The sequence below is a fragment of the Xenorhabdus eapokensis genome, assembly GCF_001908105.1.
The window spans coordinates 74,859-92,450 of record NZ_MKGQ01000011.1 but is presented as its reverse complement, the minus strand read 5'-3'; the positions used below and the strand labels follow the sequence as shown (position 1 = coordinate 92,450).

16 protein-coding genes and 1 pseudogene are annotated in these 17,592 nt (G+C 44.1%); 6 read left to right on the top strand and 11 right to left on the bottom strand.

What is annotated here, in order from left to right; translation table 11 throughout:
• Window positions 1-22: 22 nt before the first annotated feature.
• Window positions 23-886 (bottom strand): polyamine aminopropyltransferase, encoded by an 864-nt coding sequence (speE, locus tag Xedl_RS38915; protein ID WP_074022950.1) that lies wholly within the window; start codon window positions 884-886, stop codon window positions 23-25.
• A gap of 119 nt (window positions 887-1,005) precedes the next feature.
• Window positions 1,006-1,362 (bottom strand): YacC family pilotin-like protein, encoded by a 357-nt coding sequence (locus Xedl_RS38920; RefSeq protein WP_074022951.1) that lies wholly within the window; start codon window positions 1,360-1,362, stop codon window positions 1,006-1,008.
• Window positions 1,363-1,847: 485 nt separating this feature from the next.
• On the opposite strand from Xedl_RS38920, the gene hpt reads away from it, so the two are divergent.
• Complete coding sequence (gene hpt, locus Xedl_RS38925) at window positions 1,848-2,387, top strand: hypoxanthine phosphoribosyltransferase (RefSeq protein ID WP_074023060.1); 540 nt, start codon at window positions 1,848-1,850, stop codon at window positions 2,385-2,387.
• A gap of 97 nt (window positions 2,388-2,484) precedes the next feature.
• Here the strand turns inward: hpt and can are convergent, their stop codons facing one another.
• Window positions 2,485-3,138 carry a carbonate dehydratase gene (can, locus tag Xedl_RS38930; protein WP_074022952.1) on the bottom strand — a complete coding sequence of 218 codons (654 nt, stop codon included), beginning with the start codon at window positions 3,136-3,138 and terminating at the stop codon, window positions 2,485-2,487.
• 183 nt (window positions 3,139-3,321) lie between these two features.
• On the opposite strand from can, the gene Xedl_RS38935 reads away from it, so the two are divergent.
• Together Xedl_RS38935 and Xedl_RS38940 are read left to right on the top strand one after the other, a co-directional pair.
• Entirely contained in the window at window positions 3,322-4,245 is a 924-nt protein-coding gene (locus tag Xedl_RS38935; RefSeq protein WP_074022953.1) for an ABC transporter ATP-binding protein, read from the top strand.
• On the top strand, window positions 4,245-5,015 hold the full coding sequence (locus tag Xedl_RS38940) for an ABC transporter permease (protein WP_074022954.1): 771 nt from the start codon (window positions 4,245-4,247) through the stop codon (window positions 5,013-5,015). Before Xedl_RS38935 ends, Xedl_RS38940 begins: the two co-directional genes overlap by 1 nt.
• A gap of 63 nt (window positions 5,016-5,078) precedes the next feature.
• Here the strand turns inward: Xedl_RS38940 and panC are convergent, their stop codons facing one another.
• The 7 genes from panC to sfsA all read right to left on the bottom strand — a co-directional run bounded on the left by panC (window position 5,079) and on the right by sfsA (window position 11,279).
• Window positions 5,079-5,936: a pantoate--beta-alanine ligase gene (panC, locus tag Xedl_RS38945; RefSeq protein WP_074022955.1), complete on the bottom strand. Its 858-nt coding sequence runs from the start codon at window positions 5,934-5,936 to the stop codon at window positions 5,079-5,081.
• Window positions 5,937-5,975: 39 nt separating this feature from the next.
• Entirely contained in the window at window positions 5,976-6,767 is a 792-nt protein-coding gene (gene panB / locus Xedl_RS38950; RefSeq protein ID WP_074022956.1) for a 3-methyl-2-oxobutanoate hydroxymethyltransferase, read from the bottom strand.
• Between the two features lie 61 nt (window positions 6,768-6,828).
• Complete coding sequence (gene folK / locus Xedl_RS38955; protein ID WP_074022957.1) at window positions 6,829-7,311, bottom strand: 2-amino-4-hydroxy-6-hydroxymethyldihydropteridine diphosphokinase; 483 nt, start codon at window positions 7,309-7,311, stop codon at window positions 6,829-6,831.
• A gap of 1 nt (window position 7,312) precedes the next feature.
• A complete protein-coding gene (pcnB, locus tag Xedl_RS38960) occupies window positions 7,313-8,671 on the bottom strand; it encodes a polynucleotide adenylyltransferase PcnB (RefSeq protein WP_208605033.1) in 1,359 nt (452 codons plus the stop codon).
• A gap of 308 nt (window positions 8,672-8,979) precedes the next feature.
• A complete protein-coding gene (gene gluQRS, locus Xedl_RS38965) occupies window positions 8,980-9,861 on the bottom strand; it encodes a tRNA glutamyl-Q(34) synthetase GluQRS (RefSeq protein WP_074022959.1) in 882 nt (293 codons plus the stop codon).
• Between the two features lie 56 nt (window positions 9,862-9,917).
• Complete coding sequence (dksA, locus tag Xedl_RS38970; RefSeq protein WP_074019168.1) at window positions 9,918-10,373, bottom strand: RNA polymerase-binding protein DksA; 456 nt, start codon at window positions 10,371-10,373, stop codon at window positions 9,918-9,920.
• 195 nt (window positions 10,374-10,568) lie between these two features.
• Window positions 10,569-11,279, bottom strand: coding sequence for a DNA/RNA nuclease SfsA (gene sfsA, locus Xedl_RS38975; protein WP_074022960.1), 711 nt, complete (start codon window positions 11,277-11,279; stop codon window positions 10,569-10,571).
• Window positions 11,280-11,370: 91 nt separating this feature from the next.
• Between sfsA and hrpB the strand changes: the two genes are divergently transcribed.
• From hrpB to Xedl_RS38990, 3 genes are all read left to right on the top strand, one after another.
• The gene (hrpB, locus tag Xedl_RS38980) at window positions 11,371-13,842 is read left to right on the top strand and encodes an ATP-dependent helicase HrpB (RefSeq protein ID WP_074022961.1); all 2,472 of its coding nucleotides are present in this window, start codon (window positions 11,371-11,373) and stop codon (window positions 13,840-13,842) included.
• 38 nt (window positions 13,843-13,880) lie between these two features.
• Window positions 13,881-16,352, top strand: coding sequence for a bifunctional glycosyl transferase/transpeptidase (gene mrcB, locus Xedl_RS38985; protein ID WP_074022962.1), 2,472 nt, complete (start codon window positions 13,881-13,883; stop codon window positions 16,350-16,352).
• 253 nt (window positions 16,353-16,605) lie between these two features.
• The gene (locus Xedl_RS38990) at window positions 16,606-17,361 is read left to right on the top strand and encodes a hypothetical protein (protein WP_074022963.1); all 756 of its coding nucleotides are present in this window, start codon (window positions 16,606-16,608) and stop codon (window positions 17,359-17,361) included.
• Between the two features lie 91 nt (window positions 17,362-17,452).
• Here the strand turns inward: Xedl_RS38990 and Xedl_RS38995 are convergent.
• Window positions 17,453-17,533, bottom strand: a pseudogene (locus Xedl_RS38995) (IS5/IS1182 family transposase); the annotation flags it as partial.
• Window positions 17,534-17,592 lie beyond the last annotated feature (59 nt).

Below are 17,592 nucleotides of genomic sequence, written 5' to 3'. Positions count from 1 at the left end.
TCACCTCCCGGTTAATGGGGGATTATTGGTTTTCAGATAGTGCATTCAGCAAGTATTGCGGCAGCGCAAAACTTCCTGCATGTACGGCTGGTGTGTAGTAACGGCAAGTTATGGCCGCATCTTCAAAGCGTTGTTGCAGCGTTGTCAGAGGCACTTGACGCAAGGCAGAATGCTGGGTTGCCCATGCAAACGTCATGATCCCGCCATAATAGGTTGGAATGGCTGCCTGATAAAAACTGCTGTCAGTAAAATAGTGGCTCAATTTTTTATGGCTATTGACGGCTTCATTCTGTTGAAGAAAACAGACACCATTTTGGGCAACAAAAATGCCACCGTCGTTTAAGCAATCAGCGCAGCCTGCATAGAAGTCAGAAGTAAACAGGCTTTCACCTGGTCCATCAGGGTCGGTACAATCAGAAATGATAACATCAAATTTTTCAGATGTGGTTTTGACAAACTTAACACCGTCTTCAATCACCAGCTTGAAACGGGGATCGTTATAGGCTCCTGCGTTATGGTTTGGCAAATATTGGCGGCAGAATTCGACTACACCCGCATCAATTTCGACCATGATAATACTGTCGAGATAGTGATGACGACAAACTTCACGCAACATCCCGCCATCACCACCGCCAATGATCAATACTTTTTTGGCCTGACCGTGGGCAAATAGTGGTACGTGGGCCATCATTTCATGATAGATAAACTCATCGCGCTCTGTGGTTTGGATCACACCATCAAGTGCCATGATGCGACCTAGTTCTGTATTCTCAAAAATAATTAAATCTTGATGCTCTGTTTTATCGTGATAAAGCACGTTTTCAACTGCGAAATACTGACCGAAATTGGGATGCAACGTTTCATACCAAATTTCTTTTTGTGACATGTTCCGTTATTCCCCCATTGTGATATTCATCGGTATTGAGTGCACGTATTAGGTGCACATAGTAGCCAATCGTTCACATGGTTGTCACTTAGTTTAAGCACGAAATTAACCTTAAAGTATTAAAAGGCATTTTTTACATACGAGAGCAGACTGAGGGAGTTCTTTGCTAGAGAGCGGCATTTAACCTCATGGGATAAGTTGATTTCCTTTAAATCGTTGTAACCTAATTGATTTAGTTTTTGCATTAACTGGCTATCATAGTTACTGAGATCCCACTTGTTACGTTGGGCAAAATAGATAATTGTGCGCTTAATTTGAAAATCTGGGATTTGGCTATAGCCGCAGTCATGTTTTAGATAGATATAAACGGCTGTCAGATCGGCGAGATCTTCAGCTTCATTCTCAGACAGCGCTTTTGCTGGTTGAGCAAAACTAAACAAAACAAGAATGTACGCGAATAAGGCAATTTTTTGCATAATTTCTATTATACTGATTTTTTACCATTTTGCTTAAATTAACATATTAATATCTTTGTTAGCCAAACTTTATTTGCTTAATTTTAATAAAATTACCGTTTTTTCTGCTAGTGAGAAAATTGGGTTATATGTTAATGAACAGGTTTGTTCTGATGGCAGAAACTAAGCCAAAAAAATCAATAACAATCTGGCTCAGATGGCTGCCAGTCAGCACGGAGCACTGGTGGTTGTATAACCCAGAATATTAAACGTACCCACTAATCAACTCACTTATGACAATCTTTACCAATACACCTTAGTCTAAGCTTGGCTTCTTCTTTTACCGCAATCGATACCTTCTGGTATACTCCGCAAAATATTTTGTTCTCATGTTTTCTTATGTGTGCGTATTTGTGCGGCGAACTGTGTATCAATCGGTGTATCAGTTTTAAAAAGTTATCACATAACCTGACATGAATTTGTTATTAAAACAAATGGTTATATTAATGAAGAAACATATTGTAGAAGTGATGATCTCCGAACAGGAGGTTAAGCAACGTATTGCTGAGTTGGGACAACAGATTACAGAGCACTATCGTCATAGTGATCGTGAATTAGTGTTGATTGGCCTGTTGAGAGGATCGTTTATCTTTATGGCCGATTTATGTCGTGAAATTCAGGTTCCTCATGAAGTGGATTTTATGACTGCATCCAGCTATGGCAATGAGATGAGTTCTACCCGTGATGTGAAAATTCTCAAGGATCTGGATGAAGACATTCGTGGTAAAGATGTGTTGATCGTCGAAGATATTATCGATTCAGGCAACACACTGAACAAAATCCGCGAGATTCTCGCACTGCGTGAACCTAATTCACTGGCAATTTGTACTTTGTTGAATAAACCATCGCGTCGTGAAGTTGATGTGCCAGTTGAATGGATTGGTTATTCAATTGAAGATAAATTTGTCGTCGGTTACGGCATTGATTATGCACAGCATTATCGCCATCTGCCTTATATTGGGCATGTCACTCTGTTAGAAGATTAATTTCTGCGACAAACAGAAATAATCAATATGATATAAGCAAATGGCAGCAAAAAAGCTGCCATTTGTTTTTATAATTAATAAGTTGTCCTTAGATCTGCTATTTAGCCTGGGATAACTTGGAAACCGCCTGACGGTAATTGAGTTCCAATTTTTCACGACTGTCAGCGGTAATATCCAGATCATGTAATTCACCATCCTTTAAACCATATACCCAACCATGAATCATCACTTTCTGCCCACGTTTCCATGCAGATTGCATAATGGTTGAATGGCCGAGGTTGTAAACTTGTTCAATAACATTCAATTCACACAAGCGATTCAGCCTATCATTAGGAGGTAACTCACCAAGCATGGAACTGTGTTTGTACCATAAATCACGGATATGGAGCAGCCAGTTATTGATTAAGCCCAATTCAGTCCCATTCACGGCAGCTTCAATACCACCACAACCGTAGTGACCACAGATAATAATGTGTTCAACCTGTAAAACATCAACGGCATATTGTACAACAGATAAACAGTTTAAATCGGTATGGATCACAAGGTTAGCGACGTTTCGATGAACAAAAAGATCGCCTGGGGCTGCATCAATCAGTTTTTCGGCAGGTACTCGGCTATCAGAGCAGCCTATCCATAAAAAATGAGGTTTTTGTGCTTTTGATAATTCTTTGAAAAAAAGTGGGTTTTCTTCGTTTACGGATTTTGACCACTGCTTGTTCCTGGCAAACAGCTCTTCAATTTTTCTCATCATAACAAATGGCCTGGTAACATTTTTGAGATAGAATCATATACAACATTAATTGAGAATTTAATATTTAATTGAAGCATGTTTTTTATTTCCCCCTACCATTGCTAAGAAATAGGGGAAAAATAATGGCATAATTTCTATCTTGCAGCAGTCAGGAATAGCAAATAATAAAGGTATTTTTTACTTATGGTTTACGCATTGGAATTGACGCAGCTCACGAAAGTCTATGAGACTGGAGTGAAAGCGCTGCGGGGAATTGATTTGCGTGTAGAAGAAGGTGATTTCTACGCGCTTTTGGGGCCAAATGGCGCTGGGAAATCTACCACGATAGGTATTATTAGTTCCTTGGTTAATAAGAGTGGGGGTAAGGTCAAGGTCTTTGGTTACGATATTGATACGGCTCTCGTCAATGCTAAACGGCAGCTTGGCCTTGTTCCACAGGAATTTAATTTCAACCCGTTCGAGACGGTGATTCAGATTGTATTAAACCAGGCGGGATATTATGGTGTTCCGCGCAATGTGGCATTGGAGAGAGCGGAAACCTACCTTACTCAATTGGATCTCTGGGGAAAGCGCAACGAGCGGGCAATTCGTTTATCGGGTGGGATGAAACGGCGTTTAATGATTGCCCGTGCTTTAATGCACCAGCCAAAATTGTTAATTCTTGATGAACCTACGGCGGGAGTGGATATTGAATTGCGCCGATCTATGTGGGAATTTTTGAAAGAATTGAATGCGCAGGGAACTACCATCATTCTGACGACTCACTATCTTGAAGAGGCTGAGATGTTGTGCCGAAACATCGGCATTATCCAACATGGTGAGCTGGTGGAAAATACAAGCATGAAAAACCTGCTTAGCCAACTTGAATGTGAAACATTCTTGCTCGATTTATCACCGAAAGGGACGAAGCCTATTGTTGAAGGCTACGACTACCGTCAAATTGATGCAGTAACACTGGAAGTGGATGTAAAACGTGGTCAGGGATTAAATGATGTTTTCACCCAGCTAAGTACACAGGGCATACAAATCAGCAGCATGCGTAACAAAGCGAATCGTCTGGAAGAACTGTTTGTCGGACTAACCAATAATAATCAAGGAGATAGATGATGTTCCAACTATATTGGGTAGCTCTGAAAACCATTTGGATTAAAGAGGTCACTCGTTTTGGTCGTATTTGGGTGCAGACATTACTGCCGCCTGTGATCACTATGTCCCTTTATTTCGTCATCTTCGGCAATCTGGTTGGCTCCCGTATTGGCGAAATGGGTGGCTTTGGTTATATGCAGTTTATTGTGCCAGGGCTGATAATGATGTCAGTGATCACCAACTCTTACGCTAACGTTTCTTCATCTTTCTTCGGCGCTAAATTTCAGCGCAGTATTGAAGAAGTGCTGGTTGCTCCGGTTCCAACCCATATCATCATTGCTGGATTTGTTGGGGGCGGAGTAGCCCGTGGGGTATGCGTTGGCATTATGGTGACATCGGTTTCCCTATTGTTTGTACCATTACAGATACATTCATGGGGCATGGTGGTGATCACTTTGCTGGCAACGTCGATCCTCTTTTCATTGGCGGGGCTGCTGAATGCTATTTTTGCGAAAACATTCGATGATATTAGTATTATTCCAACATTTGTTCTGACACCGTTGACCTATTTAGGCGGCGTATTCTACTCCCTTACCTTGTTGCCTGCTTTTTGGCAGATAGTGTCAAAGCTTAATCCGATCGTCTATATGGTCAGTGGTTTCCGCTACGGTTTTCTCGGTATTATGGATGTTTCTCTGGTGATGACATTAGGTATGTTGGGGATCTTTATTGTTGGATTCTATGCATTGGCCTGGTATCTCATTGAATCAGGGCGAGGGCTAAGAACCTAATAGCCAAAATTTATACTCCGCCGTTGATTGCGGCGGAGTGAGGGATACATGCAGCCCATAAAATCAGTCAGCTAAATCAACCTGTTGATTATCAATCAGTCGTGTTTGACCTAACCATGCAGCCATTAGGATCACGGCTTTTTTACTTTGTGCTGTTAATGGCATCAGGTTTTCTGCATCACGGATAAATAACTCATCCGGCATAAAGCCTTCTTCACGCAAATGTGCAGATGCCTGTTCAATGAGTCGTTCAGTATCCCGTTCGCCATTTTTCAGCTTTTCTGCCATCGATTGCATAATTTTGTGCAGCAAAGGCGCAGTTTTTTTCTCTTCAGCGGGCAGAAGATTATTACGCGAACTCAGCGCCAATCCATTTTTATCACGGACGATCGGCACGGAAACTAATGTAATATCGTAAGCCATATCGGCAATCATCTTGCGGATAATCTGTAATTGCTGGAAATCTTTTTCGCCGAAATAAACCAGATCAGGCTGGATCAGGTGAAACAATTTGCTGACAATGGTAGTAACGCCACGGAAATGTCCTGGTCGGCTGGCACCTTCAAGGATATGAGAGAGTTCTGGTACTTCGATAAAAGTTTGGTTGCCGTTTAAGCCGTGTGGGTATATCTCGTTAACATTAGGGGCGAATACCAATTCGACGTTGCGACGGCTCAGTTTTTCGCAATCTTCCTGTAAAGTTCGCGGATAATTGACCAGATCATCTTCTCGGTCAAATTGCATCGGATTGACGAAAATGCTGACAATAACGACGTCAGCTTGCGCTTTGGCAGTATCAACTAACGCCATGTGACCATCATGCAGGTTTCCCATTGTGGGAACGAAAGCAATACGCTTGCCTGCCTGGCGCCAGCGACGAATTTCTCGGCGTAAAATTGGGATCGTTTCTATAATCAGCATTGCTGTACTCCTTTAATTAGCCGTCATGCTGGAAAATAATCAGTTGAATGAATGAGCCAAGTCGGGATAAGCACCGCTTTCTACTTGTTCAATGTATAGGCGGATGGCGTCCCTTATATTGCCAGTTTCTTTGAGGAAGTCTTTAGCAAATTTAGGTGGTTTTGCGGTGATACCCAAGGCATCATGCATAACCAGAATTTGACCGTCAGTCATATTGCCTGCGCCGATGCCGATAACCGGAATGTCCAGCGCTTCAGTGATGCGTTGTGCCAGTGTAGTCGGAACACATTCTAACACCAGGAGTTGCATACCGGCTTTTTCCAAAGCAATCGCATCGTCAAATAATTTTTGGGCTGAGGATTCATCGCGCCCCTGAACTTTATAGCCACCGAATACATTGACTGATTGTGGTGTCAGACCTAAATGGCCGCAAACGGGAACGGCACGCTCGGTCAGCATGTTGACGGTATCACATAGCCAGTCTCCGCCTTCAATTTTGACCATATTGGCACCAGAACGCATTAATGCCGCCGCATTGTCAAAACTTTGTTTGGGGGTGGCGTAGCTCATGAAAGGCATATCTGCGATGAGAAAAGTATGAGGGGCGCCAGCGCGAACACTTCGGGTGTGGTAAGAGATATCTTCAATCGTAACCGGCAGGGTAGAATCGAACCCCTGTATGGTCATGCCGAGTGAATCACCAATGAGCATGACATGAATGCCTTGTTCAGCAAAAAGGTGGGCAAAACTGGCATCGTAAGCTGTGATCGTTGCAAATTTACGCTTTTCTTTTTTTAACTGACTTAAATCAGCCAGGGTTGTTGGTTTCATCATTCTCTCCTGAATCGTTATACCCTCTATTTTTCAAGTTGCTTTTCTACTACATTACAAGCTATAACCAAAGCGTCAGGCCGTTTTCTGGCACTTTTTTTAATTGTTCTGCCAGAGTTTCTCCATCGGGAAATACAAGGTCTGGTGCGATTTCTGCAAGTGGATAGAGCATGAATTCACGCTGTTTTAACCCGTAGTGGGGAACGGTCAAGCGGTCAGTGTTGATGATGTGATGACCAAACAGCATGATATCCAAATCGAGCGTTCTAGGTCCCCAGCGTTCGCCCTTACGAATGCGTCCTTGTTCCAGTTCGATTGCTTGGGTGTGATCAAGCAATCGAACTGGAGATAATTGGGTTTCCAATGCGACAGCAAGATTGAGGTAATCAGGTTGATCCTGTGGCCCCATTGGCTTAGTTCGGTAAAAAGATGATCGCACCACAAAGGTGGTATCAGGGATCTTGCGCAAGGCAGCAAGTGCGTTATTGACTTGCTGCATAGGATCAGCCAGATTGCTGCCAATGGCGATATAGACTAACGTCATATTAACCATGATTCCTATTCTGGCGAATGCGTCCACCACGGTGGGGGCGTGTCCTGCGGCGAATGGGCTCGCTGCCCAGCCCTGATATCATTTCGCGCTGTTGTGATGCAGTCGATTGTTGGAATGCACTCCACCACTGTACCAGTTCTTTCAGTTCATGGCGTGGCTCAATGCTGGCGCGTAATTCTAGTAAATCATACGCAGCACGGAACTTCGGATGTTCCATCAATTTATTTGCTCGTTTTCCTTGACGGCGCGACAAGCGAAGCTGAAGCAACCAGATATCGCGCATGGTTGTGGTATGGCGTTTCGGGATCGCAATGGAACGGCACTGTTCATCAAGAATATCATTCATGGCTAACGCAAAAGCGTCGTAATATTGTAATCCGCCTTCTTGTGTCAGTTTTTCCGCATGTTCAATCAATGGATACCATAGCATGGCTGCAAATAAGAAAGCGGGATTAACCCTTTTGTCACTTTGTAAGCGAAAATCGGTATTTTTCAGCACTTGTGTCAGTAGCTTTTCCATTGATGAATCACCACGTTGGGTGAAACCAGGTTGAATAAGCGGAAACAATGGCTGGAACAACTGATATTCGCGCAGCAGTTTATAAGTCCTATAACCCTGTCCTGTCTGTAACAGTTTCAGAGATTCTTCGAACAGACGTGCCGCTGGAATATCTTTCAACAGAGAGGCAAGGCGCGGGATAGGTTCAGCGGTAGCTGGCTCGATAGTCATATTCAGTTTGCTGGCAAAACGGACTGCCCGCAGCATACGCACGGGATCTTCCCGATAGCGCGTTTCTGGATCACCAATCAGGCGAATAATGCCAGCATTCAGATCGGCCATGCCACCCGCGTAATCCCGCAGTGCGAAATCTTCAATGCCATAATAGAGGCTATTGATCGTGAAATCGCGACGAACCGCATCTTCTTCTATTGAACCGAAAATATTATCACGCAATAACATGCCGCTTTGGGCTTTATGTGACTGGTTGCGGTCATTATTTCCAATTTGATCATGTGGCCCACGGAAAGTGGCAACTTCAATCACATCAGGGCCAAACATGATATGGGCAAGGCGGAAACGACGTCCGACAAGGCGACAGTTACGGAACAGTTGACGAACTTGTTCAGGTGTTGCATTGGTTGCTATATCAAAATCTTTGGGTTTTTTGTGCAGCAGTAGATCACGAACTCCGCCACCGACCAGATAGGCTTCAAAACCTGATTTATTTAGGCGATACAGAACCTTCAAGGCATTATCACTGATGTCCTTGCGTGAAATTTGGTGTTGTTCGCGTGGGATCACCGTGATCGGGGAGTCCGAAGGCGCTGCCTTTGCGGATTTTTTCTTCATTTTGTCGTTTTCGGCATGTGATGAAGATGAATAATTCCCTCTGCGATGTTTACGCAAAGGACTGCTCTCTGTTTGAGCAGAATGGTCAGATACGGTGACTGGCCTTTCACTGACTGCCGGTGTGTCGTGCTTTGCTCTGTGATCGCGGATTAGCAGATTACGGCAGAAAGTTGCTACTCGGTTAAAAATGGTACACCTCGGTAGTGACTGATCAATTAAGACAAAAAACAGCCGCCAATCATAACTTACTGGACATTTTTTGAGAATGCCTACAGTATCAATAGAAAGACTTTATTTAACTTAGTCTATTAATTAGGTTTTTTTGGCGGAACCACGTTTATATTCCAACCGATGATAGCCTGCTGTAGCAGTTGATCTGTTGTGAGATCCTGCCAGCCTGCAATAATGGGCTGATTTAAAAATGATAACGCATCTATAAGCAATGGCCTTGGATCGTTCAATGGGATCGGCTGGGCATGATTTTGCTTAGAAAGTTTATTTCCCTCTTTATTTAACACGAGAGGTAAATGCACATAATTTGGTGTTGCAAAATTCAAATGCTGATACAGAGATAGCTGGCGAACTGTGGGTTCAATTAAATCAGCTCCTCTGACAATTTCAGTGACACCTTGATAGTTATCATCAATAACAACGACAAGATTATAGGCAAATAAACCATCTTTGCGATAAATAATGAAATCTTCCTCGGCCATTTCTGTAGGAACAGTGATATGGCCTTGCAATTTATCGTAAAAACCGTAAATCGGCTGGTGCTGTTTTAGACGAATTGCAGCGTTGTGAACTGGCAGATGTAAATGTTGGCAGTGGCTATCATAAAAGCCGCCTAATTGTTGGATGCGTTGGCGGGTGCAGGTGCAATAATAGCTATCTCCTTGCTGTTTTAATTGATCAAGGATGGCACGGTAAGCGTCATGACGCTGAGATTGATAGAGTACTTCGCCATCCCAATAAAGTCCGTAATGCTCAAGGGCTTGTAATATCCGGTTGGCGGCTCCGGGAATTTCCCGTGGGGGATCAATATCGTCAATCCGCATCAGCCATTTTCCGTGGCAAGCACGGGCTTGCAGATAACTGCCTAGTGCCGTTACCAGAGAACCAAAATGGAGATCGCCAGAAGGAGAGGGAGCAAAACGCCCAATATATAACGAGGAGTGTTCAGATTGAGTCATAGTGGATTCAACATAGGGGCATACGGCGCGTTTAGCGCCGTACTTAACCCTATTGGTTAGCCAGCCATTTGTTTTTCACGAATTTCGGCCAACGTCTTACAGTCAATACATAAATCGGCTGTTGGGCGAGCTTCTAAACGGCGGATGCCGATTTCAATTCCACAGGCCTCACAATAGCCAAAGTCCTCTTCTTCGACCTTTTTCAGCGTTTTTTCGATCTTTTTGATCAACTTACGCTCACGATCCCGATTACGTAATTCAAGACTGAACTCTTCTTCTTGCGCCGCACGGTCAACTGGATCCGGGAAGTTTGCTGCCTCATCTTGCATATGAGATACAGTACGGTCTACTTCATCCCTGAGTTGGTTGCGCCATGCTTCCAGAATCAGCTTGAAATGCTTTAACTGGGCATCGTTCATGTATTCTTCGCCTGGCTTTTCTTGGTAAGGTTCTACCCCAGCGATGGCGAGAATGCTCAAGGACGAGGTTTTACGTTTTTGCCCTTCTTGCATAATGCTTCTCCTTACACACGCACTATCAAACGACCCCCCGACAAGAGGGGGAAAAAAATAGGCCGCTATAAATAGCAGATGACTGCGAGGTTGGCAATTGTTCCTGCCATTAGTTTTGCAATGGTGTGAAGGCAGGCATGTTTACTGCCTAAATATGTTGCAAAACCCCTCTCGTTAGTATGATTTGTTTACAAATTATCCCATTGATACAAAAGATAATTTGTCACTTATAACCATGCCGTTTTCTGTCATGTTGGCCTTATAACAGATTACTTCGACCCCTGATTGATATGCTTGTTCCAAAAGAAAAGCATAATCAGGGTCGATATGTTTTGCTGCTGCAACCTGACTAATCCCAGAATGTAAGACAGCAAATAACAAAACAGCCCGCTGGCCTTGTTGTGCTATCAATGATAGCTCACGTAAATGTTTTTGCCCTCGAATTGTGACAGCGTCGGGAAAATATCCATAATTTTCCTGTAACAATGTGACTGATTTGATTTCAATATAACAGTTAACCTTTTGTTTTGATTGCAACAATAAATCTATACGACTTTTCTCTTTTCCATAGCGAATTTCACGACTCATGTGCTCATATCCAGATAATTCTGAAATGGTATTTTTTTCAATAGCTTGATAGGCCAGATCATTGGCTCTGAGAGTATTGACACAAATCCAGTGACCATCTTGGGTGTGTGTTAATTCCCAGCTATTGGGATATTTGCGTTTAGGATTATCGGATGTGGAATACCACACGGTATCTCCTGGCGTGGCACATCCTGTCATGGCCCCCGTATTGGCACAGTGTATGGTGAGTGTTTCTCCTTCTGGCGTGAGGACATCGGCCAGAAAGCGTTTATAGCGGCGGATTAAGGTAGCAGGCTTCAGGGGAGGTGAAAATTCCATAAACTTTCCTTCATAACCCGTGGGCGAATGAAATCAAAAGCGCTAATGCTACAATGGCATCCATTGAAAGTTAATTCATTATGGTGATCCTTTGTCATTACCTATTTGTGACGTATTACCCATTTATGACGTCGTGGGATCCGTTATTACTGCATTGCAAACGTCGCAGCAAGTGTTATTACATGCACCAACGGGAGCTGGAAAATCGACCGGATTGCCATTGGCGATTTTACATCAGGCACAGTTGTCGGGGCGCATTATTATGCTGGAACCGCGGCGTATTGCCGCACGTAGTGTGGCTGAGCGCCTTGCCGAACAACTCAATGAGCCTGTTGGTATGACCATAGGCTACCGGATGCGTTCAGAAAGCAAAGTCAGTGCTGCAACACGGCTTGAGGTTGTGACCGAAGGAATTCTGACGCGTATGCTGCAACAAGACCCTGAATTAAGCGGTGTCTCTCTCGTCATTCTTGATGAATTTCATGAACGTAGCTTACAGGCCGATCTTGCACTGGCATTGCTGCTGGATGTACAGGAAGGGTTGCGCGATGACCTGCGTATTCTGGTGATGTCGGCAACATTGGATAACCAGCGTCTTTCTGCTTTATTAGCCGATGCGCCTGTGATTGTGTCAGAAGGGCGCAGTTATCCGGTAATAAGGTCATATCATCCACTTCCTTCTCATCAGCCTTTTGAACAATCAGTTGCATCGGCGGTATTGCGGTTATTGCAGCAGGAGACGGGATCGTTGTTGCTGTTTCTGCCCGGAGTCGGTGAAATTCAGCGGGTGTTGTCGCAATTAGCAGGCAAGATCAATGACGATACGTTGTTGTGTCCATTATATGGTGCATTGTCGTTGTCAGAACAACGCAAGGCAATAACGCCAGCGCCAGTGGGGATGCGTAAAGTTGTTCTGGCTACCAATATTGCCGAAACCAGTTTGACGATTGAAGGTATCCGGTTAGTCGTCGACAGCGGACTGGAACGATCTGGCCGATTTGAACCGAAGAGTGGCCTGACGCGTTTGATTACCCAACGCATCAGCCAGGCATCTATGGTTCAGCGAGCAGGGCGGGCTGGGCGATTAGAGGCCGGTGTTTGTTGGCACTTATTTAGTCAGGATCAGGCAGAAAGAGCCAGAGAGCACTGTGAGCCAGAGATCTTACATTCAGATCTAAGTGGATTACTGCTCTCTTTATTGCAATGGGGATGCCGTGACAGCACCCAACTTCATTGGCTGGACAATCCACCCCAACCCGCACTGGCCGTTGCGGAATCTCTGTTGCTGCGTCTGGGAGCGTTGGACGATCACTTGCAACTGACTGCCCGTGGTTGGCAAATGGCAGAATTCGGTAGTGAGCCGCGGTTGGCTGCCATATTGTGTTCAGCCAAGGAGAGCGAAGGTAAAGGAAGAGAAGGCAGTGCAGCATTAATAACAGCAGCGAAATTAGTTGCTATTCTGGAAGAACCTCCGCGTCGTGGACAGCCTGATCTTCTCTATTGGATGACGACGAATCAGCGTCATTGGCAGCAGAGGGCTAATCAACTTGTCAGGAATTTTGCAAGCCATATTAAGAACCTCAGATTGGATCTTGTACCTGAACTATTAGTACAGGGTTTCCCAGATCGGATTGCCAAAAACCGCGATAATCTTGGGCGTTTTCAGTTAGCCAATGGCTTGGGGGTGGCACTGGAACGTGAAGCGCCGCTTGCGGGAGAAGCCTGGTTGGTGGCTCCCTCGTTACAGCAAGGAAGTAGCCAGCCTGAGGCGCGGGTTTTACTTGCTTGTCCATTGGACATTGAGCAGACCATAAAACAGCACCCTCTTCTGTTTACTGAACATACAACTGTAGAGTGGGATGATAGTAAAGGTTCGTTACGGGCGTGGAAGCGTTTGCAATGTGGGCGATTAATTGTCAAAGCACAGCCATTGGCAAAGCCTTCGGCATCAGAATTACAGGAAGCCTTGCTGAATTGGGTCAGACAGGAAGGATTGTCGGCATTGAATTGGTCACAGGAAGCGTTACAGTTGCGTATTCGTCTGCAAAGGGCGACAGAATGGTTACCGGAGGTCGAATGGCCTGCAATTGATGACGAAGCATTGTTGAACACCCTTGAACAGTGGTTGCTTCCTGCCTTGGAGGGGGTTGATGACTTGAAAGGCTTGCGCCAGATTGAACTGTCCTCCTGTTTGATAGGATTGCTTGATTGGCAACAGCGGCAAATACTGGATAATGAATTGCCTACTAATTACACTGTGCCAACTGGGAGCAGAATCGCTATCCAGTATTTCCATGATAAACCTCCTGTACTGGCAGTGAGAATGCAGGAAATGTACGGAGAGCAGCAAAATCCAGTATTGGCGAAAGGACGGGTTCCGGTTGTCATTGAGTTGTTATCTCCTGCCCATCGTCCATTACAGATCACGCAAGACCTCGCCGCGTTTTGGCAGGGAACTTATCGTGAGGTGCAAAAAGAGATGAAAGGGCGTTACCCCAAACATTTATGGCCTGATGATCCTGCCAACACGGCACCAACCAGGCGTGTGAAAAAACAGATGTAATTGTTTCAGTTAATTAATAAACAGTTGGAGAATTCGGTATGTCTGATGATGATCGTCAGCCAATCGGACGCAAGGGTAAAAAATCTGAACTTCGTCGTGGGCAAACATCTAACCAACGCAATCGGCGGGATGACTATGATAAAAATGATGATTTTAATGACGATGATGAGGATGACGTCATGACTAAAAAAGGGAAGAACACCCGTAGTCCTAAGTCCCGCCCACCTAAAAAAGGCGGGCATTGGTTTTTGTGGTTGTTGCTAAAGATCTTTATTGTGCTAGCGGTACTCATTGTCATTTATGGTTTCTATCTGGATAACAAAATTCGTGAGCGTATTGACGGAAAAGTCTGGGATTTACCGGCAGCCGTGTACGGACGGATGGTCAATCTTGAACCTGGCATGAATTACAGCAAGGACGAAATGATCCACCTGCTGGAAGGTATGCAATATCGAAAAGTGACAAAAATCACCCGAGCAGGTGAATTTGTAGTCAGGGGGAATAGCATAGAGATGCTACGCCGTCCGTTTGATTTTCCTGATGGTAAAGAAGAGCAAATTCAGGCACGACTGACCTTTGATAATAACCACCTTGCCGGCATTGAAAACATGGAAAACCAACGCCAGTTTGGTTTTTTCCGCCTTGATCCGAAATTGATCACCATGATGCAATCGCCGAATGGTGAACAACGTCTGTTTGTCCCGCGTTCCGGCTTTCCTGATTTGCTGATTCAGACTTTGCTGGAAACAGAAGATCGGCACTTTTATGAACATGATGGCGTCAGGCCGTTTTCCATTGCCCGTGCGGTTTTAGCTAACTTGATGGCGGGACGTGCGGTTCAGGGGGGCAGCACCCTGACTCAGCAATTAGTGAAAAACCTGTTCCTTTCCAATGAACGTACTTTGAGCCGTAAAGCGAATGAGGCATACATGGCGTTGCTGATGGACGCACGTTATAGCAAAGATCGCATTCTGGAATTGTATTTGAATGAAGTTTATTTAGGACAAAGTGGTGATGAACAGATCCGTGGTTTCCCATTGGCGAGTTTGTACTATTTTGGGCGTCCGGTTGATGAATTGAGTTTGGATCAGCAGGCGTTGCTGGTGGGAATGGTCAAGGGAGCCTCGTGGTATAACCCGTGGCGCAATCCTAAGGCCGCACTGGAGCGGCGCAATATCGTTTTGAAAATCCTCCAAAACCGAAAAATTATCGATCAGGAGCTGTATGATCTACTCAGTGCCCGTCCGTTAGGCGTAAAACCGAAAAGTGGGGTGATTACGCCACAGCCAGCCTTTATGCAATTGGTGCGTCAGGAATTGCAGGAAAAGATGGGTGATAAAGTCAATGATTTGTCAGGGGTGAAGATCTTTACGACCCTCGATCCTGTTTCGCAGGATGCGGCGGAAAAATCGGTTGAAGAGGGCATTGCTGCCCTGAGAAAAGTACGCAAGATTGATGATTTGGAAGGGGCGATGGTCGTTGTTGACCGTTTCAGCGGTGAAGTTCGTGCTATGGTTGGCGGCTCCCAGCCACAATATGCCGGATTTAACCGAGCCTTGAATGCCCGTCGTTTGATTGGTTCGCTTGCCAAACCTGCCACCTATCTGACGGCATTGAGCCAGCCGGATAAATATCGCCTGAATACCTGGCTGGCAGATGAACCTATCTCTATCCCTCAGGCGGGTGGAAAGCCCTGGGAACCGAAGAATTTTAGCCGTACTTTCAGTGGGCGTGTCATGTTGATCGACGCGTTAGCACGTTCGATGAATGTCCCGACAGTGAATTTGGGGCTGGATGTTGGGTTAGATCGTATTGCCAGCACCCTGATTGCACTGGGTATTCCCGCGAAAGAGATCCAACAGAACCCTTCTATGTTATTGGGCGCGATTAACCTAACGCCAATGGAAATGGCACAAGAATTTCAGACGATTGCCAGCGGTGGCAATCGGGCGAAACTCTCTGCGTTGCGCTCCATCACTACTGAAGATGGCACGGTGCTTTACCAGAGCTATCCACAGGCAGAGCGAGTTGTGCCGCCACAGGCCGCCTATCTGACGCTATATGGTATGCAGCAAGTCATAGCACGAGGTACAGGACGCTCTTTGATTGGAAAATATGGTAAATACAATCTGGCGGGGAAAACCGGAACAACCAATGATCTGCGTGACAGTTGGTTTACAGGTATTGATGGCAAAGAAGTCACGATTGTTTGGACTGGACGTGATAACAATGGCCCAACCAACTTAACCGGAGCGACGGGTGCACTGACGATTTATCGTCGTTATCTGGAAAATGAAACGCCACTGGAGCTGAATAACCGTCCACCGGAAGGTATTGCGGATATGTCAGTCAATGAAGATGGCAGTTTCAACTGTGAGGGAGGTGGTATCAGAGTATTGCCAGTTTGGACTGATGACCCACAGAGACTGTGCCAGCAATCGGTACAACAACCGATAGAGGAGAATGAAGAAGAAGCGCCTGGCTGGCTACGTGAGATGTTTGGTCAGTGATAATTTTTTGATAAATAATAAAATTAAGCTCCCGACTCGAAAATGAGTAGGGAGCTTAATTAAATGAACTATCTTTGGAGAAAACCCGATTGACTCGAATACTGCTTAAGAAAAAACTCGGTGCCTGAGGTATGATAATTACTTATTTTTATCCATTTTGTATTTTATTTAAATAACTATATAAATAAGATACATATCTTTAAAAAACTTGTGATTATAATGAAACTAATTTAAATTAAAAGAGAATAGAAATATGCCATTCCATCCTCCTTTCATAGAAAAATTTAAAGCAGGTGATTTAATATATGGTTTAAGTGAGGCTAGAATCAATTATTTTGATAAAAACCCCCACTTTAGAGATGCTAAAGATCACTTTAATGAAAACCGTTGCCCACCAATCGTAATTGATGATTACTTAATTCCTGCGGAATTAGAACATAAGAATCGTTTGGAGAAATGTCTCAAAAAAAAACGTTACGACGATTTGGAAGAAAAAAATGATCATCTGGATATGATAAAAAAATTTGAAGCAAAACACAAATTCGTTAATGCTAATATTAATGATTACAAAAAATATGAAAAAGATTTCTTTACACATCTAAGAAATGATAATAAATATCGAAATGTAACTGAAAGGCATAGGAAATATAATATATCAATTATTGGGAGAAAATGTAAGGGAGGATTATCATGGGTAAATACAAGCAATAGTGAGTTAACTCAGGATATACATGTACATTTTATACTTGATGGTATAGATATTAAACGGATAGCTAAAAAAGATGATAAAAATATAACTGGGAAAGAATTAAGATGGATTTTCAGACACAGAAACCACCCCAAAGTTATTAAAAAGGTACAATTCTGGGAGAATGGCAGACCCACTTTCCCACCTTGGGAAGGTTTAAATCAACCTGTATGGAATAGCTATGTAAGACATCTGGAGGAAAAAGAAAGGTTATATGAAGAAAAATGTGAATATTTATTCAGATTATTTAATATCCTATGAGCATAGGGTGGGCAGGCATTTGATTGATTATTCTCTATTGCACGAAAATGTTTAATTCTGGCAAATGCATTTCCCACTCAATGACGGTATTTAAATGGATTTTGGTCGAGAGTCTTCCTCGGTTTTTTCTGATGGTTTCATCTTTCTTTGTGGTGGCGCCCGAACTATGTTGGCGGTGATGTCAGCTATTCAGGCGATACGGGCTATTTATCCAGACGCCATTGAAATGGA